Source organism: Lacrimispora sp. (genome assembly GCF_032078915.1).
Taxonomy (GTDB): Bacteria; Bacillota; Clostridia; order Lachnospirales; family Lachnospiraceae; genus Lacrimispora.
In genome coordinates this window covers 1-25,101 of sequence record NZ_DAMAUN010000085.1, presented here as the reverse complement: position 1 = coordinate 25,101, position 25,101 = coordinate 1, and the positions used below count along the sequence as shown (strand labels likewise).

Sequence of the window (25,101 nt, the reverse complement as noted above, 5' to 3'; positions counted from 1 at the left end):
GTTAAGACATCGCCCTTTCACGGCGGTAACACGAGTTCGAATCTCGTTGGGGTCACTTATTTAATGAGTTTAATACAATTTATGGCGACATAGCCAAGTGGTAAGGCGTGGGTCTGCAACACCCTGATCACCAGTTCAAATCTGGTTGTCGCCTCTCTTATGAAAGCCTCAGAAACCTGATAAAATAAGGGTTTCTGGGGTTTTTACTTTGTGTATTTGGTGTTTGCGCTTGTTTGCGTGGGCATTTTTAGTGCTTTTTGAGGGCTGTTAATCTAAGATTGCCCTCATTTTTGATGCTGTTTCTTCCTGGGAAGTGATGTTACGGAGGTAGTGGTGTGTCATGTTTAGGCTGGTATGTCCCAGGAGTTTCTGGAGCTCCGTGTCCTCCATTCCATTTTTGTACATGATGGAGGCGGTGGAGAAGCGGAGTTTGTGGGAGGAACGGTATCCGATATTTAGTTCCTTGCAGCATTTCTTTAAACGGCGGTTAAAGGTTACGGTAGCCAAGGGCTGGCCATCCCGAATGAAAATGTATTCACTGTTTGGATTTAGAGTCTGGATTTGTGTTAGAATTTCTTTGGCTTTCGGCGTCAATGGCATGTAACGTTTCCCTTCGCTTGCATGGCCTTTGATATCTTCAATGATTTCATTTTTATCATCTACAAAGCGTTGGATACGTAGAAAATCGCCAGAAATGTCATCCCATCTTAACCCTTTCAATTCGCCTATTCGCAGAATGAGGTAAAAATCCAACTTTATTGCCAGAGAGTAAAAATCATCTCCCAAGTGATTTATAATTTGCAGACGTTCTTCTTCGGTATATGGGGTAATTTTAGTATTTTCTGCCTTATAGCTGAACTGTTTATAGTTGATGTCTCGAAGATAATTTCGTTCTATAATATCATTTTCCACTGCAAGGTACAAAATCCCATTCATAATACTTTTTAGGTCATTAAAGCGTTTTTTTGTGATCTGGCGTCCTTTTGTAATGTTCCTGAAATAGATAATCAGATCCTTTGCTGTCAACTCCTTTAAGGGAATCAAGGTGATATCCTGATCCTTCAGTAAAGAATTCCACATAATGCGATTTTCTCTAATTGTCTTTCTACTTACGCTTGTCTCCTTTTCTCTCCATTCCATCCAGGTTTCAAAATATGTTTCCATAGTGGCAGCATTATTCCCAAAGAAATGATCATATAGCTTATCAATTAGTCCTTCGTAGGTGCTACTGCTTATTGGCTTTCTGTTGACGATAAAATATTTTCGTCCATCATCAGGCCTAGTTTTAATTTTTGATAAATCACAACCCCTTTTTAGCTGTTTTTCTTTTGATTTTATATTCATGATGATTATGTGTGCCGGTGGGATTATCATATCACTGTGTTTGAAGATGCGCAATCTGCTTTTATAAGAAAGAATAAAAGATCGCTGAAAAAGCATAGATAATCAGTAAGGGTTGATATAAAAAAATTTTCTGAAGTGCAAAGTCCGATACTTTTCAATGGATTTCAGCATAGTACCGTGAATATTTCTATAATTTACATGAATTTAATTGCCTTATTTGCTATGTGGAACTATAATATATACAATATAATTGCAGAATAATGTTTTTAGTAGACTGTATATCATTAAAATAATTACAGAAAAATAGGCAATAATTCTAAGCCAGATTCAGGTCTTTGAGGGCAATGCTAAATATCGGTTGTAGTAGGGTTTGGGGTATTGTAGCGATATCCCAAATAATAAAAATAATCTTTAATGCACAGAGAAGTATTTGGCATTTATGTATGTTACATTCATTATTACGTATTATAGCAATAAAGGGAAGTTGAATATTAGATAAACGACATCAAGGTGGGAATCTTATCGCTGAAACGAAGTATAATAAAAATAGTAAGTTAATAGAAGCACCAAGAAAGCAGAGTGGATTACTATAATGCTTTGGTTAAAAAGTTACTTACAAAGGATTTTAGTATGAACAATAAATATGAGGTAAGCAATAAAATACAGTTTTATTGAGGGAGAAGCTATGCAGAGTTTATATATTTCAAGAGTGAAAATAAAGAATTTTAGAAATTTTAAGGATGTAGATGTAAGTTTAGGACACAAAGAAGTAATAATAGGAGAAAATAATGTTGGTAAAACTAATTTTTTGAGAGCACTACAGCTAATTTTAGATCCATCGTTATCAGATGAGGATAGAATATTAGATGAATCTGATTTTAATGATACATTAACAGATCCAATGGATAACGATGAAGAAATACAAATTGATATTTATATTAGTAATTATAAAACCAATAAAACATTATTAACCGTTTTGAATGATGCAACAGTAAAGGATGCAGATGGTAATGAGATATTACAAATTACATATAAATTCTTTCCACATTATGATGACAACGGTAATAAAGAATATGAGTTCAATATTTATAAAGCAAATGATGAGGCAAAGAAATTTGGATCTTATGAAAGAAAATATTTAAATCTTAAAGTTATTAAAGCCTTGAGAGATGTTGAAAGTGAAATGAGAAACTCAAGAACATCACCAGTTAAAAAGATGCTGGACGAATATTCAATCAATAAGGAAGAATTAAAGCACATAGCAGATGGGTATGAAAAGAGCAGTAAAGAGATATTGAATTTGGATGAATTAATTGATCTAACAAGTAATATTAATAAAAGATTTAGTACAATACTTGGCAATAACGATTTAGATGTATCTTTACAAGCTATGGAAGTAGATCCAAATAGGGTACTATCTTCACTTAAGTTACTTATGGCTAATAGAAATACAGCAGATATAAGTCTAGGTTTAAATAATATTCTGTATATTTCAATGATATTACAAATGCTACAGGATAAGACAGTTCCTTCATTTTTAAAAGCAAATATATTTGTTGAGTTAAAAGCAAAAGAGGACAGCCAGATATTAAGAGATGTTTATGAGCTAAAAGCAGAAACTGGAAATTACTTCTTGAAGAAAGAAATTACCGATGCACAAATGTCGGAAATACATTCTTTTATGGATAAGAATGTGCCTTTAAATAAGGGAGTAACAATTTTGGCAATAGAGGAACCTGAAGCACATTTACATCCAGTAAACCAGAGATTAATCTATAAAGATGTCATCAAGAATAGTAATAATTCTGTGATATTAACAACACATTCTACTCATATAACAGCAATAGCTCCAATTGAATCTATAGTTCATCTTCATGAGAAAAAAGGAGAAGGAACAGTTATCCATGCTACTGCAGATATGCCAATTACAGATGGAGAATTCCTAGATGTAGAAAGATATTTGGATGTGAAACGTGGAGAGATATATCTTGGAAAGGCAGTAATTCTTGTAGAAGGAATTGCAGAAGAGTATCTAATTCCAAGATTTGCAGAAGCATTAGGAAAACCTTTAGATGAAAAAGGAATTATTGTCTGTAATATAAATTGTACAAACTTTACTCCTTATGTAAAACTATTGAAAAATCTTGATATTCATTATGCTGTTATTACAGATGGAGACCACTATTATATAGAAGAAAAGACAAAAAAAGCAAAAGATGGATCTAAAGAAATTGAAGAGATTAGGCAATATCATGTAATGGATAAGGATGTTCCAGAGGATGCAGCTATCGGCTATTTAGGTAATGAAATTATTTCTAAGCTATTTACCGATCTAGAATTCATAGCTGAAGAGGATATTCCAGAGAAATTTACGGATCAGGATAAATTATTCAATAGCTATGGCTTTTTTATTGGAGCACATACTTTTGAAGTTGATATGATGGAAAAGTGTAAGGAAGATAAAGCAGCTACAAATGTTTTTATAGATATATTTAACAATTTAACAACTGGTGGTGAAACACAGAAAAGCAATTTTATGAACGAAATAAAGTCTGAAGATTACTGGAAGTGTTTATCGAAAATTGAAGGTAATGGAATTGGTAAAGGCAGATTTGCACAAAAGCTTGTGGGCAAATGCTGCAAAGAACAAATACCTTGGTATATAAAGAATGCGATTGATTACATTTATCAGAAAGTGAATAAATAGTATGAGTTATTATACAGAGAAATTACAACAAGTATTAAAAGACCCTTTTCAAAAAGATGCCTATGATACAGAAGATAGTACAGTTGTTATTGCAGGACCAGGCAGTGGAAAAACAACAATTCTTACATTGAAGATTATGAAACTTCTTAATGGTCACATTAAGGAGCCCCAAGGTTTGGCATGCCTTACATTTAGTAAAGAAGCAGCAAGAGAATTTGAGGACAGGCTAAAATTACTAGGCTATAAAAAGAGAAGAAATATTTTTCTTGGCACTGTGCATTCATTTTGTATTTCTGAAATATTAGAAAAGTTCGCAAATCTATACGATTGTGGATTGCCTATGCCTATTAAAATCATTCCTGACAAGCTAAGCACTAAAATATTGAATGATATAAAAGCTGAAATGGGAATTAAAAAGAATTATTATAAAATAGAGGCAATAAACAAAGAACGTTCATTGAATATAATTGGAATTAGTGAAGTTGAGTCAGACTCCGATTCGACAGCAAAAAAGATTGCCATTGAATATGAAAAAAGAGTTTTTGCGGCTGGTTATATTGACTTTGAGAGTGTTATTTTATATTCAACCAAGCTGATTCAAGAACAGGAATATGTTCGTAAATGTCTAAGTGCTAAATTTCCTTGGATTGTAATTGATGAATATCAAGACTTGGGAAGACCATTACATGAAATGATTCTTTCTTTATTTACACAAACAGATATTAAGATATTTGCTGTTGGAGATCCTGATCAATCAATTTATGGTTTTGCTGGAGCTGTTCCTGATTATCTGATGGAACTATACAATAGAGATGACACTATTTCGGTGGAATTGAAAAACAATTATAGAAGTAATCAAGATATTATTGATGGTTCTGAAACTGTGCTTAATATTCCTAGGGACTATCATGCAATGACGAGAGAAGGAGAGCCAGCAATATATCGATTTATAACTTGCGATGATGGATATCCTGATCAGTTTGGTTATTTCATTAAGAATATTATTCCTGAGTGTAAAGACAAAGGAATTCCCATGGAAGAAATAGCAGTACTATTAGGAAAACAGGATGATTGCAAAGCTTTAGCTTTAAAGTGCATGGAGTATGATGTTCCTCATTATATTCCAAAACATACATTTGACAGAAGTGATTTTGTACAATGGATGGAAAAATGTGCGCTTTGGATAAATGATAAAAGTAAAGCTTCTTTTGATGTGATATTTGAATATTGGTACAATCTTCAAGTTATGCATAGAGACAATAAATATTTCAGTGAAAAAGAAGTTCTTCAGATGAAAAAGAGTTTATTAGATATTTTATGTGGCAGCATGGAACAAAAGGATAATTTGAAAGTGTGGATTCATTATATACTGAGAGAACTTAATATAGGTGGTTTATTAGAAAAGTCGGAACGTATGCCCGATGAAAAAGATAATCTATGCAAGCTTTATAAGGAAGTTTCTGATAACAAATATAAGGATTATGATACAAATAAGTTCTCTAAAATAGGAAAACCTGAAGACCAGATAACAATTACTACACGTCATAGTTCTAAAGGGCTTGAATTTGAAGTTGTAGTTATGATGGGTATGGATGAGGATCATTTTCCAAGCTGGTCAATAAAATACAATCCTGACGCCATATTTGAAGAAAATAGAATATGTTTTGTATGTGTTAGTAGAGCAAAAAGAGTTTGTATATTAATGAATTCAAATTATTATAAAGAAATGGACTACCGTTATAATGATGAAAGAGTAAAAAGATATTATCCTTCAAGGTATATTAAACAGCTTAAAGATAAATGTATGAATAATAAAGAGAACTATATGCAGTAAGCAAATGACATATGATAAAGATAAATACACTTTTATAGGTGAGTTATATTACATAAATATGCAATTGCACATTATGTATATAAGTCATGATATGCAATTGAACATCATGGCTAAAGGATTGGAATTTACAGCAGCTTGTAATTGATTCTCATCTACATGTATAGATCTCTGTTGTTGCAATGCTTTCATGTCCGAGAAGTTGTTGCAAAGAACGAATGTCTATGCGCCCATATTTGTACATTAATGTAGCTGGGGTATGCCTGAGTTTATGTGTGGACAAACCAGTTGGATTTATCCCGGCATCAACAATATGCTTTTTACTACGTTCTGTATGGCTCTTGTTGTCAAACGTCCTCCGTTACGTGAGATAAAAAGAGCATTAGTATTAAAGGTTATAGAATTTCGCACGCTGAGCCATATTGTTATTGATTGTTTGACAGCTGGAGTCATAAAGATTTTACGCTCCTTATTACCCTCTCCTATGGTGGATAAGATATCGGAGGTAACTTGATCCATATTTAATGATTCTAGTTTAGATAATTGCAAAGCACAGTTCAGAAAGATTGTTATAATGCAATAATTGCGAGCAGAACTCGAGCTGGATTCGATTAGCAAACGTTCCGATTCTTCAAGGGTAAGGCATCGGACGATTCGCTTAGGTTATTTAGGAGTTTCTAATTCTCCGGCAATGTTATTATTTATAAAATGAGCTTTGGTTTTTAGATACTTCCAGAACTGACGGATGGAAACGAGTTTTCTTGTTCTTGTACCAGGTGACGAATGAAGGGTATCTTGACAATAGGCTAGAAAAGCATACATATCACCAAGAGTAATCGAATCAATGAATTCAATATTTACATATTGAAAATCTGAATGGTCATGGTAACGGCTAACATCAACAAAGTGAAAGAATTGCAAAAGATCCAAACGAGATTCCAATATAGTGTTCTTGCTACAACCCTTAATTATTACTAGATACGATAAGTACTGTTCAACTAATTTACATGTTTTATTTGATTGCATATGATCAACTCCTTTTCAGGAGTATTGCCGTATTTACATCGTAATAACACAATCATGTAAGTGGAATAATTAGAAGTTAAGTAAATTACCAAAGTGACAGCATTTATGCGTAGATGAGTTAAATAATAAAAAATGCATTTTGATAAGCTACCTAATTGAAATGGAAATGAAGCTACTTTAAGAGAAGAAACATATAGATAAGTAGATTTTTAGAGAAGTACAGGAAGGAAATTTAAATGGAAAATAAATTTAAGTTGGATGGATATTCATTTATTGAGATTAAATCAAATAATCCTCACAGACCTTTCAGAGTAAGGTGCACAGAAACCAGAGAAGAAAAAGACAGTGCAATCAGTTACAGAGATGCAGCCGAGTTGTTGACATGTCAATATAAATTTGCTCAGAACCTTGCTGAAAAAAATAATATGGATGAGGGTTATGTCAGGAAGGTTTTTACAGATATTCTTCTTGGAAAAAAGAGGTCTGAGTGTGATGATTTGGTAAAAGATGAGATTGTTGAGAAAAAAAGAATAAGAGGTGAAGTTGTATCGATTCAAGCTCAAGAAAAATTTGCTGAGACTAAGGAATATATAACAGAATCTTTCATAGTTACGGTTCTTTTTGAGAATGGCTTACAGAGAAAATCTACAAATGTTTTGGTTAAAAAGAGGGATGAAAATGTTTAGCATGGTGGAATATGTGTCAGCTTTCCAGAAGGAAGGTGTAACTGGTGCTGAAAAGTATAGAATGGATAATGCACCAAAAAGCATTTTCAAATTTATGCCTTTCTACGATAGAGGGAATCCAGAAGTGAATAAAAGAAATATTGAAACGCTAAGTGAAAGAAAAGTATGGGCTTCAAAGTATTATTCCTTAAATGATCCGTATGAGTTTAATGGAATGTATTTAGACGAAATGAAAATAATTAATTCTGGAAATGAAGTGGAAACATTTAATGGATATAAGCAGTATATCAATGATAGTTTTCTGATTACAAGTTTTTGTGTCGAAGGTGAAATCCATCCACTAAACAATATGCCAATGTGGGCTTATTATGGGAATAATCATCATGGAATATGCGTTGAATATGAAGTAGTAGATCCAATATGTTTGCATCCAGTTTCGTATGAAGAAAAAAGAAGTCCAATGACATCAGTTTTGGGGAATTTCGTTACATTGGCATTGGATGCAGTGTCAGGTAAGATATCTCCTCAAAATCCTGATTTACTTAAGTATCAATTTTTAATGCTAAATATGATGTGTGTAAAACACCGTTCATGGAAACAGGAGAATGAGTTTAGAATTCTATATCCTGCTACACGTTTAAAGGAAAATGGGAAGCGGCTATCTGATATAGAAATGGGTATAAAAATGAAAGCAATATACATTGGTAAAGATTGCAATATCCGCAATAAAAAGAAATTGGTGGATATTGCTACAAGGCTTAAAATTGAGATATATCAGATGAGTGTTAATGAGCTCAGTTCATATTTTGATATGAGTTTTGATAGTATTACATATAGATAAGGAACTTCACATTATATTTATAATGGACATACAAAAGATATCAATTGGTGTTGGAATAGTCACCAGTATAAATGATAGAATCAAAATAGGTAGTTTTTTGTGTGATCTACCATATTTAATTTATGTCGTCGACAGAGATAAAGGAAATGTTGTCCAGCAATCGCAATAGTGATTTTGATTAACAACCAAATAAAGTAAGTTACTTTATCAAATCATACATTTATAGTAGAAAGGGAGAATGACTTATGTACTTATTAAACTCGTTTACAGTAAAAAACATGACTTTGCGTAACCGTATTGTTATGCCTCCAATGTGTATGTACAGTGCTGGAACCGATGGTAGCCCAAATGAGTTTCATTTTACCCATTATACTTCCCGTGCGGTTGGCGGAGCAGGGCTGATTATTATGGAAGCTACTGGTGTCTTACCATGGGGCCGTATTTCTGAACATTGTTTGGGACTTTGGAATGATGATCAGGCAAAGGCTCTTACGCCAATTGTTACCGTCTGCCAGAAACAGGGAGCGAAAATGGCGATTCAGCTTAATCATGCAGGTCGCAAATGTGGAGCCGAGGAAAAAGCAATTTATGCCCCCAGCGCTATTCCTTTTAGTCAGGATTCTCCCATGCCTTATGATATGACGGAAACGGATATTCACGATACGGTTAATGCATTCCGTAGTTCTGCTGCCCGGGCGGCTGAAATTGGTTTTGATGCAATTGAAATTCATGGTGCCCATGGCTATCTGATCAGTGAATTTCTGTCGCCGTTGACCAACCATCGTACAGATGGTTATGGTGGATCAACAGAAAAACGATGCCGTGTACTGATTGAAATACTGAAGGCGGTACATGAGGTCTGGCCAGCTGAAAAACCGGTTTTATTGCGCGTATCTGCTGAGGATTATGAACCAGATGGCATGCATATGGAGGAAATGTCCAGAGTCATTGAACTGGTGAAACCTTATATTGACGTACTGGACGTAAGTACAGGCGGAGTTGTGCCAACATCGCCGCCGGCAATCTATCCAGGCTATCAGGTGAAAATTGCCGAGAGATTAAAACAGAAATCTGGTCTGCCTACGGTTGCCGTTGGTCTGATTACGGACCCGCATCAGGTGGAGGAAATCCTAGGTGGAGAACGGGCGGACCTGGTTGCTTTGGGCCGGGAACTTCTGCGTGATCCTTACTGGGTACTGCATATGGCTCGTGATCTGGGAGTTGAATATCCGTGGCCGGAGCAGTATCTGCGTGGTTTTCAGGCAAGAAAGTGATGGCATGCTTTCAGTTTAAAAGTGAAACAGTGACTTCGTTCCCTTTTTTGACGAGGAATAACTATAATCCCCAAAAGCTGTCTGTCTTGAAGTGATGAAAAGAGCATAATGAATTATGTGAATAAGAGGTGAATGAGATTGAAACGTGAGTTACATGTCTTTTTCGACTATATCTGTCCTTATTGTCTGAAGGCACATAAACATTTAAAGGGGCTTATCCCAGACTATCCGGATGTTACTATAGTTTGGCATCCGTGTGAATCGCATCCTAGACCGGATCGGTATGGCCCCCACAGTGATCTGTGCATACAAGGATATTTTTATGCTGTTGACCATGGGTGTGATATTTTAGAATATCATGAACGAATGTATCAGGCAGCTCAGAAGGAACGTATTAATATTGAAAATATTGATGCTCTTACTGAGTACGTCGGTGATTTGGTTGATGCAGATGACTTTCGACTGTCACTCCAGCTGGGAACTTATCGCGGCAAGCTGGACGAGTCTAACAAGCTTGCCTTTGAAAAGTCTGGTGTATGGGCAGTTCCTGCATATAGAATGGGCGCTTTAAAGCTTGACGCAGTTGAAAATGTGGGTGTTTTTAAAGAGCAAATTTGGCATCTTTTAAAGAACCGCTGCTTTTGAAATTTTTTCTGTAGGGTCTTCTATAATAAAATAATAAATTATAGGAGGCCTGAAAGTATGTATACTTCGCTTGTATCATTTCTGCTTTTCAGAATGGCAATGCAGTTCGGGAAATTGTAATATTAATGCCAATTGTCAAACTGCCTGAACTGCAATTTAAAAATGTAATCCTAAATTATACGGATACAGGTTTGCTATTAGTCTGTTTGATCTCATTATGGGAAGTGCATAAAACCCCTGCGGATTGGAACTCGAGTCCAATCCGTTAGGGGTTCTTTTTTCAAGATCATATACAAAATGCTGCATAAAGCGGAACGGAAAACATGTTCTCAGTTTTGCCGAAGTTTTTTTCAGAGAAGCGGATAGAATAGCTGGGTTTATACTTTTGAATAAATACGCTGAGACTTTTAGAGTGAACCTTTGTACCTTTTTTCACTTCTATGCCGATGATATCGGAACCTTTTTGAAGTACAAAATCAAGTTCGGCACTGTGTTCACTTGCCCAATAGAAGAGGGCGTGTCCATTAGAGGCCAGCGCCTGAGCAACGTAGTTTTCAGTAACAGAGCCCATAAACACATTTGATTCTCCAGTCAGGATCGTTTGTTGAGGCACACCAGATTTCATGACAAGAAGTCCCACATCACTCATATAAAGCTTAAAAGAGGACAAATCTGCGTAAACAGCGATAGGGCTTGTGCCATGATCAATTTTCTGACACTTTAACACGATGCCAGCCTGTGCCAGCCATTCGATTGATTCACCGAACAGTGCCGCACTGCCGCCCCGCTGAACAACCTTGTATTGGAACTTTTTATTTTCTTTTGCAAGCTGGGCAGGAATAGAATTAAAACAGCCGCGAATTTTAACAGTATCAGCTGTAGTAGCGTATTTTGCCATGTCCGCCACGTAGTTGTTTGCAATTTCATTTTGTACGGTTGGTACAAGAACCAGCTTTCCGGAGTCTGTAAAAGTCTTAACGCAGGCAGGCATTCCACCGACAATAAGATAGTACCTGTAAAATTCGATAGCTTTTTGATGGAGTGCTTCTGGCAGCGGAGTCATCAAATCAAAGGCAGAGCGAATTTCCTGTGATAGCCGCTCTTCGCCATTTGCCCAAAGAAATTCTTCAAAATCCAGTGGATAAAGTGTCATGCTCTCTACCTTGCCAACAGGGAAAGAGTAATGCTCCCGATGAATTGCAACTCCAAGCAGGCTTCCTGCCGCAGCAATATGGTATTCCGGTGCCATTTCACAGAAGTATTTTAATGAGGTCAGTGCCCGTTCGCAAGACTGGATCTCATCAAAAATAATGAGAGTTTTGCCCGGTGTGATGACTTCATTTACGGTTGTTTCCAAAAAACGAATGAGCCTCTCCGGGGAGATATCATCAGAAAAATATGAGGCAACGGAAAGATTGGTTTCAAGGTTAATGTAAACCGTGTTATCAAACTGTGTTTCACCGAATTTGGTCAGAATATAGGTTTTGCCAACCTGCCTGGCTCCGTATAGGAGCAAGGGCATCCGGTTTTCTGTTTTGTTTTTCCATGTAAGGAGTTTTTCTTCAATTTTTCTACGCATAGCATACACCTCTCTATAATAATATATTACAATCTTGAAAATTTTATGTCAAGAAAAATACAATAATAATATATTTTTATTGACAAAAAAGTAAAACTGCTAGCTTTTGGTGAATTGTCTTAAGTCGATCAATGACAATGGAATTAATATCATTTAGATTATGAACCGTTGAATAGTTCAAACTACCTTGCTTTTTTATTGATCCACGGGTTATAAGCTGGTTTGTGACTTATAGAAGTATATTGCACAAACTACGAATCATTTAGAAGTTTGTGTAATGTTGTGCTTGTATTTATGCCATAAAATAAAAAAATATAAAAAAACGAGGACAATCAGCCAAGGATTGCCCTCATTTTTGAAGCAGTTTCTTCTTGTGGATTGAGACACCTCAGGTAGTGGTGTGTCATATTTAAGCTGGTATGTCCTAACAGCTTTTGCAGTTCAGTATCCTCTACTCCATTCTTGTACATGATAGAAGCGGTGGAGAAGCGAAGCTTGTGAGAGGAACGGTATTCGATACCTAATTCTTCACAGCATTTCTTCAAGCGGCGGTTAAAAGTTACTGTTGCCAGGGGCTGGTCATTGCGGATGAAGATATATTCGCTGTTCGGGTTCTGGAGCCGAATCTGTTCCAGTATCTTCAGTGCATTAGGAGTGAGAGGCATCTGGCGTTTTCCTTGGCTTGCATGGCCCTTTATGTCCTCGATAACTTTGTTCTGGTCATCGATAAAACGGCGTATGTAAATGGTATCATCCTTTATATCATCCCATTTTAAACCTTTTAATTCACCAATGCGAAGAACTAAATGGAAATCCAGTTTGATGGCCAGAGAATAGAAATCATCACCTAGATGATTGATAATCTGCAGGCGTTCTTCCTCCGTATAAGGCTTTATGTTATTTTCCTCTGCTTTAAAGGCAAATTGCTTAAAATTAATATCTCTTAAGCAATTATGGTCAATGACTTCGTTTTCTACGGCCAGGTAGAGTATGCCATTCATTATACTCTTTAAATCATTGAAGCGTTTTCGTGTGAGCTGGCGGTCTTTAGTAATAATTCGGAAATAATGGATGTAATCCTTAGCAGACAAGCTGTTTAAAGGCACTTTGGTTATTTCCTGATCTTTAAGCAGAGCATTCCACAGAAAACGATTTTCTTTTGTGGTCTTTTCTGTAACACTGCTTTCAGTTGCCCGCCATTGCATCCAGGTTTCAAAGTACTCTTCCATGGTGAGTGAAATAGTACCGAAAAAATGGTCATAGAGCTTTTCTATCAGGCCTATGTAGTTGGTACTGCTTATGGGCTTTCGCTTTATAATAAGATAAATTCTGCTGTCATCGGGTCTGAGCTTTATTTTCTTGAGATCACAGACTTCCTTTACCCGGGATTCTTTTTGATTGAACTCCAGGATTGACTGACATGCAGTTGTGCTTAGCTTCCCATCTGGATAGAACATTAGTTTTTGCAGTTCTGAGACAACGTCATTTAACTCTGTAAGAGGTGCTGACGGATTGCTGGTCAGTGTACTAACAATTGATTCGTTTTGTTTTTTATATGGGCTTACCGAATGGCACATCCGTCATCACTCCTTTCCTTTGTATGCTTAATTTTTGCTTGGTTGCTGTAATAGTTAAATCTATAATATATTAATGAAAAAGCTTTGTATTACAGACTTGTATTAGTGACTGTATCAGAAGCGCGGATATACCAAGTCTCTAGTGATATCCATTCACAATCTTCTATACCAAAATCATATTTGTCTTGGAAAGATAAAAGCTCCGTGACATTTTTTACTGACTCATAATAATACTTATAAGAAGTTAGTGTAAATAGGGTGGTCGGGTTATTTATATATGGGGCGATCTCTTCTTCTAAAGAAGTAATCTTAAACATTTTTAAAGAATTGTCTTTGTATTTTTTTATAACATAATACATTTTATTATCCCCTTTCTATGCGGTAGGTTTTTTCACCATTTCCTACATTAGATATAGTGTAGGGAATGCTTATGTCTGTTAAAAAGCGGTTAATTTTACGCAGGTGACATAATCTATCTGTACGCCACTTTTCAGTGGGTAATAATTCATTATGTAGTTCTGTAAGACCCTTTCGGAATTTTGAGTATTCCTCTTCCGCTAAATTACGGTTTGTAAATTGCTCGAGAAAATCAGATATGGCGATATGTATATCTAATGGCTTTTTACTTAACCAGTGGAATTCATCATACTGTTGTTGGAGACCTATCCAGCCTAAGTACTGCATAGCAAAATTTTTTTCCCAACTACTACATCCGTCTAAACATGCCAACCAATCCTCTAGCTCCTTAATGCGATATTTTAAGTAACAAAAGGTAAATCCGTTATAATTAACATTAGGAACACCGTTTTTTACTTTCAAATAGAAAGGAAAAGTCAATGATAGATTTTGACTTTTTAACGAGCTTACGTTCTCCAAATCATTCGCTAGTGTGGCTAGTGCGTATTTTGTGCTTTTTAGCATAGCAGTAAAATATTCTGCCGGAGGTATGTATATCAGTAAGCGTATATTTTCTCCAGTGGAGATACGCTTTCTACCGATTGATTGAAGAAAGTGGGTCTTTGAAGTACTGTATATGACAATATTTCTCAGGCGTTTATCAGAGAGATTGATTCCTACATCAAGAAAAGATGTGGCGATCAATACCTTCTTGTTAAAGCTTTCTTCATTAATAATCGTTGTAACTTCTTCTGCTTTAGTAGTGTTTTTTAAATCGGCATCAATATATTCGGCCATTTTTTTGCCAATACTTTTTTCTATGCTCAAACCAATCTCTTTATTATCAACACAGACAAGATACTTATTGTCACTTTGATCATTTAGCATAAGTTGAATAACTTCTTCATGCTGTGTAAAAAAACATGGTTTTATATATTTATAATTAGGAGCAACATAATATAAATAAAAACAGTTTCTGTAATAAGAAAATGGCGAATAATTGTTGCAAAATATTGTCAATTTGCTTGCATGGCATTTTTCTGCCTCAATAATAGAATCCAAACAGGACTCTGGTGTGGCTGTAAGATAAAACCGCAGAGCATGGTGTAATTTAGAAAGAATCAATTCCAATAGCTCATAGGTAGTCTCATTAAATGCCGCATCTTGGATAAAAAAGTGGGCCTCATCACAGATAACGGCTCCATATGATGATAGTATGCTTAGTGAAGAGGCAGAGGTTAATACATGATACCACTGCTGATGTGTATATACATCTATGTCTCCGAATTTGTGCTGGGCTTTCATTCCAGCTAACGAGAGATTATCCAACAATTCTGGAGCTTCAATGGAAGCAGCTTGATTTTTATACTGCTCCATTAAACAAGTTCTGGGCCCCAGGATTAAAAGGCGTTTTCTACGGCTTTTAACCATCGGTAATATTTGTTTTAAAACAGTGGTAGATTTCCCTGTGCCTGTTGGAGCGGCAATAAACACTGGAGTATTGTTGCTGAGTTTGTTTAAGCGGTCCGGTGTAAAAAGGTTGCCTACAAACTGATGCGGAAATTTATATCCATATACATATCCATCATCAGATTTATAGAGGTCACTGGTAGATGCATTAAAAAGTTCTGTAAGAGTGTTTGATAAGGTATTCATAATGATAGTCTCCTTCGTGTAAGTTGATGGTAAATAAATATTTTGGCATTGTTACAGCTAGTATTTTGTAGATTTAAAATGGTAATTTTTTTGCCTTTATATTTACTTGTGAAGCAGGCATTTTATTTGCCATTTAAATGGTACTTTTGAAGCCTATCATACTTTTTTAAGATTATCAATTAGCAAACAAAGTACAATTGACTTTGTATTCTGGTTGACATATAATTGACATGTAATTGAAAGAAAGGGTAAACTTATGAAAGAATTTCAAAAAGACGATTCAGTAATAATAGACGGTAATCGGGTTAAAAAGTTGAGGCTTGGTGCAAATATCTCTCAATCAGAGTTGGGTGATAAAATTGGTATGAGCAAACAAGGAATATCAAGAATTGAAAAATCAGGAGAAATGGTAAATGTTAAAGAGAAAACCTTAAATAATCTGTCCACTGCATTAGAATGTACACCACATTATTTGCTTGGACTTGTAGATGATGTACGCGGTGTTTTATCTGAAGAAGATGGTGAAAAGAGAGTACTTACTAGTCCTATTGTAAAATTTGATCTTGTACCTCGCTTGACTGAACGGGTTAGAAGCCTAGGATTGGCTAATGCAGAGCTTTTAAATGCAACGTTATCAGTCTTGGAATGTATATCAATAGAGGAGCAGAGGTTTTTGAGAGCATATTTGAATAGCCTTACTGCATATAAAAAATATACCGAACGACGTAAATCGTTTCCAGAGTATATTATTGATTCAATATATAAAGAAAATTATATGATCAAACTGTATAAGGCAATTAATGATAAAACCAAAGTTGACAAGATTTCATTTATAAGAAGGCATTCAAGTAGCGAGGATGATTTTATATTGGAGATGCAAAAGATGTATGGGGATGAAATTGTACAAGCTTCCCACATTGCGTTGGAGGGTATATTAGCAGATTCATTTAGAAAACTGTACAAGCAAACCAGGGTTAGGAAAGGACCATTATCTCGAAAAATGAAACAAGACAATTTATAAATGGTGAGTTTTATCTCTTTAGTAGTTAATACTATAGTAAGATGCCGGGAGCATTGTTATGGTCCCGGCATAAATAAAAAATTCTTAGAGAAATTATTTGTTTTTCTGTTCAGGTAAAAAAGTATTATGTCAATTATTTGGAATGCTCTATAAGATGTTTTTCTATAGCTGTCTTGGAAATCTTCCAAGGCCGCCCCATCTGAAATCCCTTGATCTGATTTGTCTGTAACAATTCATAGGCCCGGTTTCTTCCTATTTTCAAAATATCACAAAGTTCTTTTACAGAAATAACATCATCATATTGTTCTAACATAGTCGGTAATCTCCTTTAAAATTTATTTTATTAAATAGTTACAAATCCTCTAACAATTTAATAAATCATTTGGAAGCAATAAAAGCTATAAAAATCCCTATGATAATTTTATAAGAAAGGTACAGACAACTATGAACATTAGTGTGAGTTTAGATGGAACACAGTATCAAGTAAAGCCAGATAAAATAGAAATAGCTAAAATAAGTAAAAGAATTGCAAAAAGACCAGTTAATTTATCGCTGGAGGAATTGGCTTCATATGTGGGTAATTATGGTTGCTCATTTTGCCCGGCAGTATTTAATAATGGAGAAAGAAAGTCAGATGCATTTAATGAAATGCAAATATTTGCTCTTGATTTTGATTCAGAGGTTACTTTTGAAATGATAAGAACCAGAGCAGAGAAATATGACTTACCAATTGCGTTTGCCTATCATACGTTTAGCTCTACGGAGTTATCGGAACGATTTAGAGTTGTATTTATTCATGAATGTCCTGTAAGTAATGCTATTGCAGCAAAGGTAATACTAGCATTATTGCTTGAAATCTTTCCGGATGCTGATAGACAATGTAAAGATGTCTCTAGAATGTTCTTAGGCGGTAAAGGTCTGATATGTTTTCAAGAAGAAATGTTTAATATAGCAAGCTTGGCCCTGCAATATCAGAAATACGAATACATTACTAACTATTCTAATTATTCCAGAACGATAAAAGGATTTGCAAAAAAGAACAAAGTGGCCTTAAAAGGTTCATATTTAGAAATTGATCGCGCATCACAACTTGGTAGGATTGAAGATTTTTCGGAAAAACCTATTTATATTATAATAGGAAATGACGTAAAATCTTCATTTTTTATTAAAATGGCATCCTACCAGACTGATAAGCGCGATGATAAAGTATTAAATAATCAAATTAGGGTTAAATGGTCAGAGAACGAAAAAAAATGTGCGTTATATAGGGATTTTCTAAATGGTGGAGAGCTTGAACATAATGAAAAATTCTTGCTGTTGACCAATTTTGTTAATATAAGAGGGGGAAGGAGTAAATTCCTTTCATATATTAGAAACCGGGGGGAGGATCTAGAAGATTGGAGTTTTTATTTTGGATATGCTAAATCCATGGGATATAAACCGCAGTTTTGTGAGAATGGTTGTAAGTATTGCAACTATTGTAATCATAAAGCAAATATGGTGCTGACAATAGCAGAAAGAGAAAAGATTCAGAGGTTAGATGATTCTAAGGAATATGTTAGCGTGGAAAAGGTGTATGCCCATATAGAAAGCTGTCTAAAAGATGCTATAAGTGAGATTAGGGATGGGCTATATCTAATTCCAGCCCAGACTGCCTCCGGTAAGACCCAGGCATATTGTAATCTGGTACAATCTCTAAAAAATGAGAAGATTATAATTGCAGTTCCTACAAACTTATTAAAGCAACAAGTTGCAGAAGAATTACATATACGAGAAATCAATGCTGTAGTTACCCCCTCTATTGAGGAAATGAAGGTGCCCGGGGAACTGGTCGATGAGGTTAAATATTATTATGATATTGGAATAAGCAGAATGGCAGCTAAGGTTCTGAGAAAATTTATTATTGATCATGAGAAGGAAAGGAGCCCAGAAATAATCATGGCAGTTCAAAAATGCAAAGAGTATTTAAGTTTTTATTCGAATATAACAAAATTTGAATATATTGTTACGACTCATGCTAGGTTACTTACCTTATCAGAGGCTGAATTAAAGGGTTATACCGTTATTATTGATGAAGATATTTTATTATATTTATTTAAAAATATAAAGAAAGTCAGTTTAAAATCTGTAGAAAAAGTACTGAGCTTGGATCATTGCCCTTTGGCGTTAAAGACATTATTGTCACAGATTAAAGATACAAAGGATAATGTATATAAAAAAGTGACGCCGATGTCAGAAGAAGATGTAATATCAGAAGAAGATCTCTATAAATATGGCATATCGGAAAACGTTAATGATTTAGTAAAGGCCTCCGTCTATTATAAAGAGAAAGATGGTGGGGTACAGTATTTCTACCCGAAGATGTTGCCTAAATCAAAATACATTATTTTATCAGCCTCATTATCACCGGCACTGTACAGACAATATTTCCTTGGCTGGTATGTTAAGGCGTATCCCAAGAAGGAGGCTTGCTATTTAGGGCGTTTAATACAATATTCAGCTTATTCCATGAGCCGGAAGGATATTTCTAAGAGAGGTGGCAAGGTAATCGATTCAATTAAGGATATTTGTGGCTATATTCCAATAATAACATTCAAAGGAATGGGAGAGGGTTATAATGAATATGGACTTCATTTTGGAAATACTGAGGGAATAAATGCTTTTACAGGTAAAAATATTGCTGTAGTAGGCACTCCACATAATGCAGAAACAGTTTATAAGTTAATTGCATTCCATTTAGGAGTTCATGCTTCTGATGCATTGCATTGGCAAATAATAGAATATGGAGGATATAAATTTGGGTTTACCACATACAATAATCCGATGTTACGAGAAATACAGCTCTATTTTATAAAAAGTGAACTAGAGCAGAGTATCGGACGTGCCAGACTACTAAGGTTTCCTAGTACAGTTTACTTGTTTTCAGATTTTCCATGTGAACAGGCTGAGTTGGTGCAGGAAGAATATATAAAAAAGATTGAGCAGTGAGGTATATGAAAATAAGGTGTTTACGCACCGTATTATAGTACCTTGCTCTTTTTAATTTAAAATTTAATAAGAATAGTAAAATACAGCATATAGTTTGGGGTGACCGGTCTTGATTTTATAAAGGCCGATCTTATTATTTAGAGAGCGAAAAACGGGGTATAGGTTGTTCTATATGCTTTAATGTAAGTGCAGGCAAAACTGTGGTGTTGGATATGATGGTTATATATAGTGGGCTCTCATATATAACTTAGTAAGATAAAAAAGTCTTTTTTTTATTTTCAGATATATATTATATCCATGTGCATCTGCAGCATGGCTGCATGAGGGGAACATAGGAACATAGAAAGCCATAGCGTACAGAAGCTATGGCATCTTTTATGCCATTAATAAGTAAATTTGGTAATGATTTATCATTGCTATTATGTAAAGTTAACTATGGCCAATTATATATTATTGAAGTGATACTGATAGTTGATGCCAGAAGTTAAATTTATGGATAGGGGGGGTTCGTAGAAATGTAATATGAAAAATTACAAGAGGAAAAATAAGGATAATGACAGAAGAAATAGTATTCATGAAACCCTTATAATAGGAAGGCAAAGGAGGAAGATTCATGGATGCAAAGGATTTTTACGGTATTTACCGGGATTTGGCAGAGCAATTGGGAGTGGAGACGACAATCCGTATCTATGAGCATCTGCATGGATTACAGATTACATTTCCAGTAAAACTATACAGCAAGTCATATATTGAGAAGCAGATAAAAGAACGCTATGACGGAACAAATGGGAAGGTTTTGGCGAAGGAGCTTGGATATACGGAGCGATATTTCAAAAAAATCTTAGTGTCCTCAAATCGGAGTGAGGATTTACTGCCATAAAATAAAAAAATTGAGGCAGGGAAAAACGCAAGTAAAGAGAGGCTGCCTCATATGAGCCGTAACTCATTTTTCAGGCATCCTCTGTCCTGGATGTTAGCTTCATATTGGTGTGCATCTATGCATGGCAAGCTGTGGGTACATACTACGGGTCTTAAGGATGTTCTCTGAAGTCGTTTTCTATTTCTTCCAATGCCTTTACAAAGGCCAGTACGGCTTTTATTTGTCCCGGGTTCAATTTCTCTATTTGTAAAATTGCTTTCTTATGGATGTCCGATAAAGTCTTGTTTTTTCCTACCATTTTTAGCTTGGGTTCTGTTCCATACAGAATCCAGGAATTACTGTACCCGTATTTTTCCTCAATTAACGTAGCAAGCGCCTGGGATATGTTGGAGTTTCTACCGTTTAAGAGGGCAGATATGTAGCTCTCTGTTACCCCGATTTCTTTGGCTAAATCTTTTTGCTTTAAATTGTTTTCCTCAAGTAATAATCTAATTCTTTCGCTTAGATTCAAAATTGCTCACCGCCTTTGTCCAAAATAATATCATAGTAACTAAATTCAGTCAAGAATGTAATATTGACAACTAAATTCAATCATGATAAACTAAATTCAATTTAGATTAATGTGGTCAAAATGGAGGGGAATATGGAACTGACAGAAAAAGATATTGTAATAAAAAAGATTATGGAATTAGAACCGGAGCAAGTATCCAAAGTATTAATTTTTATAGCGGGACTTGAAGCCGGACGGAATATGACTGCGGAGCAAGAGAAAGAAAAAGATTAATTAAATGACACATATCGGGAGGACCAATATGAGCAGCACAAAAGATTTTTCTGAGGAACTGGGAAAGGCAGGGGTACAGGTAAAATAGTAAATGTTGTACAGAGTTGTTTCAAAAATGGGAACAGAGGATAGAAATCGTAAACTTATAAAAAATGGCGTAGCTGCCAAAACAGGAGGGTAATATATGTATTGCAGTAATTGTGGAAAAAAATATGATGGAAGTTTTTGCCCTGATTGCGGGACATCAGCTCAGACTGGTGATCAAAGCAAAATGATTGAAAAAGATAGCGTTTTTATACCACAGAGTGAGCAGGTAAATACTTTGGTTTATAAATTAACAGCAGGTGCGCTTGCTATAAACGGAGAAAGACAGTTGACAACTGTCTTTGAGGTCACTGGAAATGAGGTGACTGCAACATCGTACAGGAAAACCACAAAGGCATCTCCAGTTAGTTCCTTGATTTTTAATAAGCAAGAGATAGGAAGCGTTGTTTATAAAAAGACTTCGCTTCTCACTAAGCTTGAAAAGGTGCAAATAGCGGGACTTTCTGTTGCTACTCTTTTAGGATTCGTAATACCACCGCTTTTGATTGTGGGTCCAGCAGCGATTGCTTTGATCGTCTTTACAAGCAGAAAAAAGACAATGATAATTTCATTGAAAAGTGGAACAAGTATTAAAGCGTATTATATGGAACAAGAAGAAGCTGATATCGTTTATAAAGCGATATCGTTTTAAGAAAGAGGGGAATAAATCGTGAATTGTAAAAAGTGTGGAAACAATCTTCAGGAAAACCAGAAGTTTTGCAGTGTGTGCGGTGAAAAAGTAGAGGTTATTAATACCTGCCCTAAATGCGGGACAAAATTTGAACCAGGACAGAAGTTTTGTGTTGTATGTGGGCAGTTATTATATAAAGAAGATTTAGGTCAGAGGAACAACCCTAAGACAGCAGCTCAAAAGGTATCAGAGTCTCAGAATGTAAGCAAACCAAAGAAACGTTCAGGTTTTGGTAAAGTGCTGTTAATTGCTGTGGGAATTATATTTAGTTTTACTGTACTGGCAGGCATGTTTGTTAGAGATTCAATAGCTGTATCAGAAATTAATGCGGAATCACCATCTAAAGATATTGGATCTGCAGAAGTTCCACAAAATGGTGATGGTATTGAAGGTCCTGAATCTTATACAACAAAAGCCGTAGATAGAAATAGCTTTATGCAGAATGCTGTTACTCCCGAGTTTAAGGATCTTCGTAACAATATTTATGATTACAGTGGAATTGGAATTAAAGTAAAGGGGTTGATCATAGGAAAATCGATTCCAGAGGATTATATGGAAGGGGTCACAGAACTGGCTTATGATGCAAATGAGTGGAGTGACCTGTTGGATACTTATTATGCATACTCTTGTATGAGCAGTGGTGGTGACTCTCCTGGTGGTTATATTGTGATTTCTAAGGATTCATCGCCTTATACGAATGAATGGAAGATGATATATGGTTATCCGGTTGGTGTAAATTCAAAAGGCGATGTTATAATCTGGGCTGAATTTTTTACGGATGAAGAAGCTGTGGTTGATGGAACGGATGCAGTGGTTTCACCCGGGGGAAATAGCGGCAATGATGTTATGACATCAGAAATAAATGATACGGAATCTTTTGATGAATCTTCCAGTCGTCCGACAGAGGCAAAGTATGATTTTGGATATAATACGAATCCGGATGATATAAGATATAATCCTGATTATTTTACAGCTAATGTTCAAGTGATTAAGGATAATGGATTTATTGGCGGCCAAGTAAATATAACGGGTTTGTTTACCTATGCTGGTACTGGGGATTCTGTTGGTACTATGAACTGGTATGATAATAACACCATGGAGAACCTGGATGTCTATTTTATTAGCGATGCTTATGGTGAAGGACAATACGTAGTTTTGTCAGCGTATAACTCTAATGTATATGTTGGCGATTATGTGACAGTATATGGAACTGTCATTGATATTGATAAAAATGGAGTTGTATACATTGCCGGACAGCTAATTGAACCTGCTCCTGCAGGTTAATATGATATAAGCCAGAGCGTTTTCGTTCTGGTTTTTTTGTGTTTTAAAATCCGAGGATAATAACGCTTCAGATAATGCTTTTATAACTGTGATGAAAATAAAGTAACTACGTGTATAAACTATAAGTGGTTAAAAGCGGATTATAAGGGGTGAGCTATAAGCGTTATGTAGGTGTTCTGCAATGTAAATATAAAACAAATATATATTATTTCTTAGAATAAAAATCAACAATTAAAGGAGGTTAATTATGTCAGCGAACGTGGAGTCAATGTTTTACACAAGAGAAAAGCCCTGGCACGGGCTGGGAACAATGGTGATGGAGGCACCTGCATCTGCAGAAGCCCTGGCTTTAGCAGGGTTGAACTGGCAGGTGATTCAGAAGTCTATAGAAACGGAGGATGGTATACCAATTAACGGCTTCAAGGCAAATATTCGGGATATGGATGAAAAGGTTCTGGGAGTTGTTTCCGATCGCTACAAAGTGGTTCAGAATGAGGAAGCTTTTTCTTTTACAGATGAATTACTTGGTGAGGGTGTTACCTATGAAACGGCGGGTTCTCTTCAGGAAGGGCGAAAGACCTGGCTGCTTGCAAAGCTTCCTCAGCATTATATTATAAGCGGAGATGAAATCGAACCTTACCTTGTGTTTATGAATTCTCACGATGGAACAGGCGGTATAAAGGCTGCAGTGACACCTATTCGGGTGGTTTGCCAGAATACTTTAAACCTGGCCCTGGCGACAGCAAAGAGATCCTGGTCTGCAAACCATACCGGAAATATAGAGGGAAAGATGGAAGATGCAAGAAACACGCTCCTTTATGCCAACAGGTACATGGGAGAGCTTGGTAAGGCTATTGATGAACTAAGCAGAATTAAGATGACAGACCATCAGGTGTATGAATATATTGATGCATTATTCCCTTTGCTTGATAACCCTACGGAACAGCAGCAGAAGAATCTGATGAGGCTGAAAGAGGATTTAAAGATCAGGTATTTTGAAGCGCCAGATTTAAAATTTACTGGAAAGCATGGCTGGCGTTTCCTGAATGCTGTATCGGATTTTGCCACACATGCGAAACCCTTAAGAGAACGGGCAAATTATAAGGAGAGTCTTTTTGCGCGCACAGTAGAAGGGAACGCCATGATTGATAAGGCCTATGAACTGGTGAGGGCAAGGTGAAAAAGCAGAGCCAGAAAAAAGGTGACCCAGTAAAGCCGGAAGGAGGGGGTGAGGAGAGGTGGGAAGTTTTAAGTAATTGCAGAGATTTTCCATTCTTGGTTCAGAATGCGAATCCGGTTATACTTGATTTATTTGAAGTGCAGATTAAGGAATATCTGAATATGGGTGAGCTATCAGAATGTTATTTGAATAAAGTTCCCAGAAGTGTATGCTGGTATGAGGGACTCATTGATACTGGGATGTTGTTGATGGAAATCGAAGGGTGGGAAGTGCTGTAAAAATGAATTTATTTTTAACATGAAAGTACATTCCTTATTTCCTAAGGAATGCTGTTCCAGAAAGTTCATTGATACAATATTCTCTTATTCTGTGAAAGGGTAGTACGGGAATTTTAATGAGAAGAGAGTATTTTGTGCAAGTTATTAAAAATAAAATAATTATATAGAAAACGGAAGCCTCTTTCTTGAATACTGGAAGCTTCCGTTTTTGCAAGGAGGCGCGATTATTTATGAAGAATGCAACGCAGGAAGAAAAGGTAATCGGTATGATGAAGCGGCCTATTCCTAAGAAGAGAGTAGGGATCATAAAGCTTAAAATAGTTCGGGAAGGAACTTCCGTTTATGGAAC

At 35.7% G+C, this 25,101-nt stretch carries 22 protein-coding genes, 1 tRNA gene and 1 pseudogene; 15 read left to right on the top strand and 9 right to left on the bottom strand.

What is annotated here, in order from left to right:
• Positions 1-83 precede the first annotated feature (83 nt).
• Positions 84-154 (top strand) — tRNA-Cys (locus RT269_RS24200).
• Positions 155-267: 113 nt separating this feature from the next.
• Here the strand turns inward: RT269_RS24200 and RT269_RS24195 are convergent.
• Complete coding sequence (locus RT269_RS24195) at positions 268-1,080, bottom strand: tyrosine-type recombinase/integrase (RefSeq protein WP_313186486.1); 813 nt, start codon at positions 1,078-1,080, stop codon at positions 268-270.
• 949 nt (positions 1,081-2,029) lie between these two features.
• Between RT269_RS24195 and RT269_RS24190 the strand changes: the two genes are divergently transcribed.
• Together RT269_RS24190 and RT269_RS24185 are read left to right on the top strand one after the other, a co-directional pair.
• Complete coding sequence (locus RT269_RS24190) at positions 2,030-4,051, top strand: AAA family ATPase (protein ID WP_313186484.1); 2,022 nt, start codon at positions 2,030-2,032, stop codon at positions 4,049-4,051.
• A 1-nt stretch (position 4,052) separates the two neighbouring features.
• On the top strand, positions 4,053-5,885 hold the full coding sequence (locus RT269_RS24185; RefSeq protein ID WP_313186483.1) for an ATP-dependent helicase: 1,833 nt from the start codon (positions 4,053-4,055) through the stop codon (positions 5,883-5,885).
• Between the two features lie 148 nt (positions 5,886-6,033).
• On the opposite strand, the pseudogene RT269_RS30465 reads toward RT269_RS24185, so the two are convergent.
• Positions 6,034-6,536, bottom strand: a pseudogene (locus tag RT269_RS30465) (tyrosine-type recombinase/integrase).
• Positions 6,537-6,545: 9 nt separating this feature from the next.
• Positions 6,546-6,908 carry a site-specific integrase gene (locus RT269_RS24175; protein WP_313186481.1) on the bottom strand — a complete coding sequence of 121 codons (363 nt, stop codon included), beginning with the start codon at positions 6,906-6,908 and terminating at the stop codon, positions 6,546-6,548.
• A 236-nt stretch (positions 6,909-7,144) separates the two neighbouring features.
• Here RT269_RS24175 and RT269_RS24170 point away from each other — a divergent pair, with 236 nt between their 5' ends.
• The 4 genes from RT269_RS24170 to RT269_RS24155 all read left to right on the top strand — a co-directional run bounded on the left by RT269_RS24170 (position 7,145) and on the right by RT269_RS24155 (position 10,354).
• Entirely contained in the window at positions 7,145-7,594 is a 450-nt protein-coding gene (locus tag RT269_RS24170) for a hypothetical protein (RefSeq protein WP_313186480.1), read from the top strand.
• Entirely contained in the window at positions 7,587-8,435 is an 849-nt protein-coding gene (locus tag RT269_RS24165) for a DUF2971 domain-containing protein (RefSeq protein ID WP_313186479.1), read from the top strand. The genes RT269_RS24170 and RT269_RS24165 overlap by 8 nt, the downstream gene beginning before the upstream one ends.
• 245 nt (positions 8,436-8,680) lie before the next feature.
• The gene (gene namA, locus RT269_RS24160) at positions 8,681-9,709 is read left to right on the top strand and encodes an NADPH dehydrogenase NamA (protein WP_313186477.1); all 1,029 of its coding nucleotides are present in this window, start codon (positions 8,681-8,683) and stop codon (positions 9,707-9,709) included.
• A 138-nt stretch (positions 9,710-9,847) separates the two neighbouring features.
• Entirely contained in the window at positions 9,848-10,354 is a 507-nt protein-coding gene (locus RT269_RS24155) for a DsbA family protein (protein ID WP_313186475.1), read from the top strand.
• Between the two features lie 286 nt (positions 10,355-10,640).
• Here the strand turns inward: RT269_RS24155 and RT269_RS24150 are convergent, their stop codons facing one another.
• The 4 genes from RT269_RS24150 to RT269_RS24135 form a co-directional block, all read right to left on the bottom strand.
• The gene (locus RT269_RS24150) at positions 10,641-11,933 is read right to left on the bottom strand and encodes an ATP-binding protein (RefSeq protein ID WP_313186473.1); all 1,293 of its coding nucleotides are present in this window, start codon (positions 11,931-11,933) and stop codon (positions 10,641-10,643) included.
• Positions 11,934-12,265: 332 nt separating this feature from the next.
• The gene (locus tag RT269_RS24145) at positions 12,266-13,510 is read right to left on the bottom strand and encodes a tyrosine-type recombinase/integrase (protein ID WP_313186472.1); all 1,245 of its coding nucleotides are present in this window, start codon (positions 13,508-13,510) and stop codon (positions 12,266-12,268) included.
• Positions 13,511-13,599: 89 nt separating this feature from the next.
• Entirely contained in the window at positions 13,600-13,869 is a 270-nt protein-coding gene (locus RT269_RS24140; RefSeq protein ID WP_313186471.1) for a hypothetical protein, read from the bottom strand.
• A gap of 4 nt (positions 13,870-13,873) precedes the next feature.
• Positions 13,874-15,562 carry a DEAD/DEAH box helicase family protein gene (locus tag RT269_RS24135; protein WP_313186470.1) on the bottom strand — a complete coding sequence of 563 codons (1,689 nt, stop codon included), beginning with the start codon at positions 15,560-15,562 and terminating at the stop codon, positions 13,874-13,876.
• 256 nt (positions 15,563-15,818) lie between these two features.
• On the opposite strand from RT269_RS24135, the gene RT269_RS24130 reads away from it, so the two are divergent.
• The gene (locus RT269_RS24130; protein WP_313186469.1) at positions 15,819-16,583 is read left to right on the top strand and encodes a helix-turn-helix domain-containing protein; all 765 of its coding nucleotides are present in this window, start codon (positions 15,819-15,821) and stop codon (positions 16,581-16,583) included.
• Positions 16,584-16,716: 133 nt separating this feature from the next.
• Here RT269_RS24130 and RT269_RS24125 read toward each other — a convergent pair whose 3' ends face one another.
• Positions 16,717-16,896 (bottom strand): helix-turn-helix domain-containing protein, encoded by a 180-nt coding sequence (locus tag RT269_RS24125; protein ID WP_313186467.1) that lies wholly within the window; start codon positions 16,894-16,896, stop codon positions 16,717-16,719.
• Positions 16,897-17,027: 131 nt separating this feature from the next.
• On the opposite strand from RT269_RS24125, the gene RT269_RS24120 reads away from it, so the two are divergent.
• Positions 17,028-19,571 carry a hypothetical protein gene (locus tag RT269_RS24120; RefSeq protein WP_313186466.1) on the top strand — a complete coding sequence of 848 codons (2,544 nt, stop codon included), beginning with the start codon at positions 17,028-17,030 and terminating at the stop codon, positions 19,569-19,571.
• 613 nt (positions 19,572-20,184) lie between these two features.
• Complete coding sequence (locus tag RT269_RS24115; RefSeq protein WP_313186464.1) at positions 20,185-20,451, top strand: Mor transcription activator family protein; 267 nt, start codon at positions 20,185-20,187, stop codon at positions 20,449-20,451.
• 151 nt (positions 20,452-20,602) lie between these two features.
• Here the strand turns inward: RT269_RS24115 and RT269_RS24110 are convergent, their stop codons facing one another.
• Positions 20,603-20,962: a helix-turn-helix transcriptional regulator gene (locus tag RT269_RS24110; RefSeq protein WP_158417101.1), complete on the bottom strand. Its 360-nt coding sequence runs from the start codon at positions 20,960-20,962 to the stop codon at positions 20,603-20,605.
• A 132-nt stretch (positions 20,963-21,094) separates the two neighbouring features.
• Between RT269_RS24110 and RT269_RS24105 the strand changes: the two genes are divergently transcribed.
• The 5 genes from RT269_RS24105 (at position 21,095) to RT269_RS24085 (ending at position 24,752) form a co-directional block, all read left to right on the top strand.
• Positions 21,095-21,235, top strand: a complete 141-nt coding sequence (locus tag RT269_RS24105) for a hypothetical protein (RefSeq protein ID WP_313151695.1) — start codon at positions 21,095-21,097, stop codon at positions 21,233-21,235.
• Positions 21,236-21,419: 184 nt separating this feature from the next.
• Positions 21,420-21,971 (top strand): zinc ribbon domain-containing protein, encoded by a 552-nt coding sequence (locus tag RT269_RS24100; RefSeq protein ID WP_313186462.1) that lies wholly within the window; start codon positions 21,420-21,422, stop codon positions 21,969-21,971.
• A gap of 18 nt (positions 21,972-21,989) precedes the next feature.
• Complete coding sequence (locus tag RT269_RS24095; RefSeq protein WP_313186460.1) at positions 21,990-23,294, top strand: zinc ribbon domain-containing protein; 1,305 nt, start codon at positions 21,990-21,992, stop codon at positions 23,292-23,294.
• Positions 23,295-23,541: 247 nt separating this feature from the next.
• Positions 23,542-24,474 (top strand): DUF932 domain-containing protein, encoded by a 933-nt coding sequence (locus tag RT269_RS24090; RefSeq protein WP_313186459.1) that lies wholly within the window; start codon positions 23,542-23,544, stop codon positions 24,472-24,474.
• On the top strand, positions 24,471-24,752 hold the full coding sequence (locus tag RT269_RS24085) for a hypothetical protein (protein ID WP_313186457.1): 282 nt from the start codon (positions 24,471-24,473) through the stop codon (positions 24,750-24,752). The genes RT269_RS24090 and RT269_RS24085 overlap by 4 nt, the downstream gene beginning before the upstream one ends.
• The last annotated feature ends 349 nt before the right edge of the window (positions 24,753-25,101 follow it).

Bases quoted from the DNA above. Each gene is read 5' to 3' on its own strand.
- RT269_RS24195 (WP_313186486.1), bottom strand. From the start codon at position 1,080: ATGTGGAATTCTTTACTGAAGGATCAGGATATCACCTTGATTCCCTTA.
- RT269_RS24190 (WP_313186484.1), top strand. From the start codon at position 2,030: ATGCAGAGTTTATATATTTCAAGAGTGAAAATAAAGAATTTTAGAAAT.
- RT269_RS24185 (WP_313186483.1), top strand. From the start codon at position 4,053: ATGAGTTATTATACAGAGAAATTACAACAAGTATTAAAAGACCCTTTT.
- RT269_RS24175 (WP_313186481.1), bottom strand. From the start codon at position 6,908: ATGCAATCAAATAAAACATGTAAATTAGTTGAACAGTACTTATCGTAT.
- RT269_RS24170 (WP_313186480.1), top strand. From the start codon at position 7,145: ATGGAAAATAAATTTAAGTTGGATGGATATTCATTTATTGAGATTAAA.
- RT269_RS24165 (WP_313186479.1), top strand. From the start codon at position 7,587: ATGTTTAGCATGGTGGAATATGTGTCAGCTTTCCAGAAGGAAGGTGTA.
- namA (WP_313186477.1), top strand. From the start codon at position 8,681: ATGTACTTATTAAACTCGTTTACAGTAAAAAACATGACTTTGCGTAAC.
- RT269_RS24150 (WP_313186473.1), bottom strand. From the start codon at position 11,933: ATGCGTAGAAAAATTGAAGAAAAACTCCTTACATGGAAAAACAAAACA.
- RT269_RS24145 (WP_313186472.1), bottom strand. From the start codon at position 13,510: ATGTGCCATTCGGTAAGCCCATATAAAAAACAAAACGAATCAATTGTT.
- RT269_RS24140 (WP_313186471.1), bottom strand. From the start codon at position 13,869: ATGTATTATGTTATAAAAAAATACAAAGACAATTCTTTAAAAATGTTT.
- RT269_RS24135 (WP_313186470.1), bottom strand. From the start codon at position 15,562: ATGAATACCTTATCAAACACTCTTACAGAACTTTTTAATGCATCTACC.
- RT269_RS24130 (WP_313186469.1), top strand. From the start codon at position 15,819: ATGAAAGAATTTCAAAAAGACGATTCAGTAATAATAGACGGTAATCGG.
- RT269_RS24125 (WP_313186467.1), bottom strand. From the start codon at position 16,896: ATGTTAGAACAATATGATGATGTTATTTCTGTAAAAGAACTTTGTGAT.
- RT269_RS24120 (WP_313186466.1), top strand. From the start codon at position 17,028: ATGAACATTAGTGTGAGTTTAGATGGAACACAGTATCAAGTAAAGCCA.
- RT269_RS24115 (WP_313186464.1), top strand. From the start codon at position 20,185: ATGGATGCAAAGGATTTTTACGGTATTTACCGGGATTTGGCAGAGCAA.
- RT269_RS24105 (WP_313151695.1), top strand. From the start codon at position 21,095: ATGGAACTGACAGAAAAAGATATTGTAATAAAAAAGATTATGGAATTA.
- RT269_RS24100 (WP_313186462.1), top strand. From the start codon at position 21,420: ATGTATTGCAGTAATTGTGGAAAAAAATATGATGGAAGTTTTTGCCCT.
- RT269_RS24090 (WP_313186459.1), top strand. From the start codon at position 23,542: ATGTCAGCGAACGTGGAGTCAATGTTTTACACAAGAGAAAAGCCCTGG.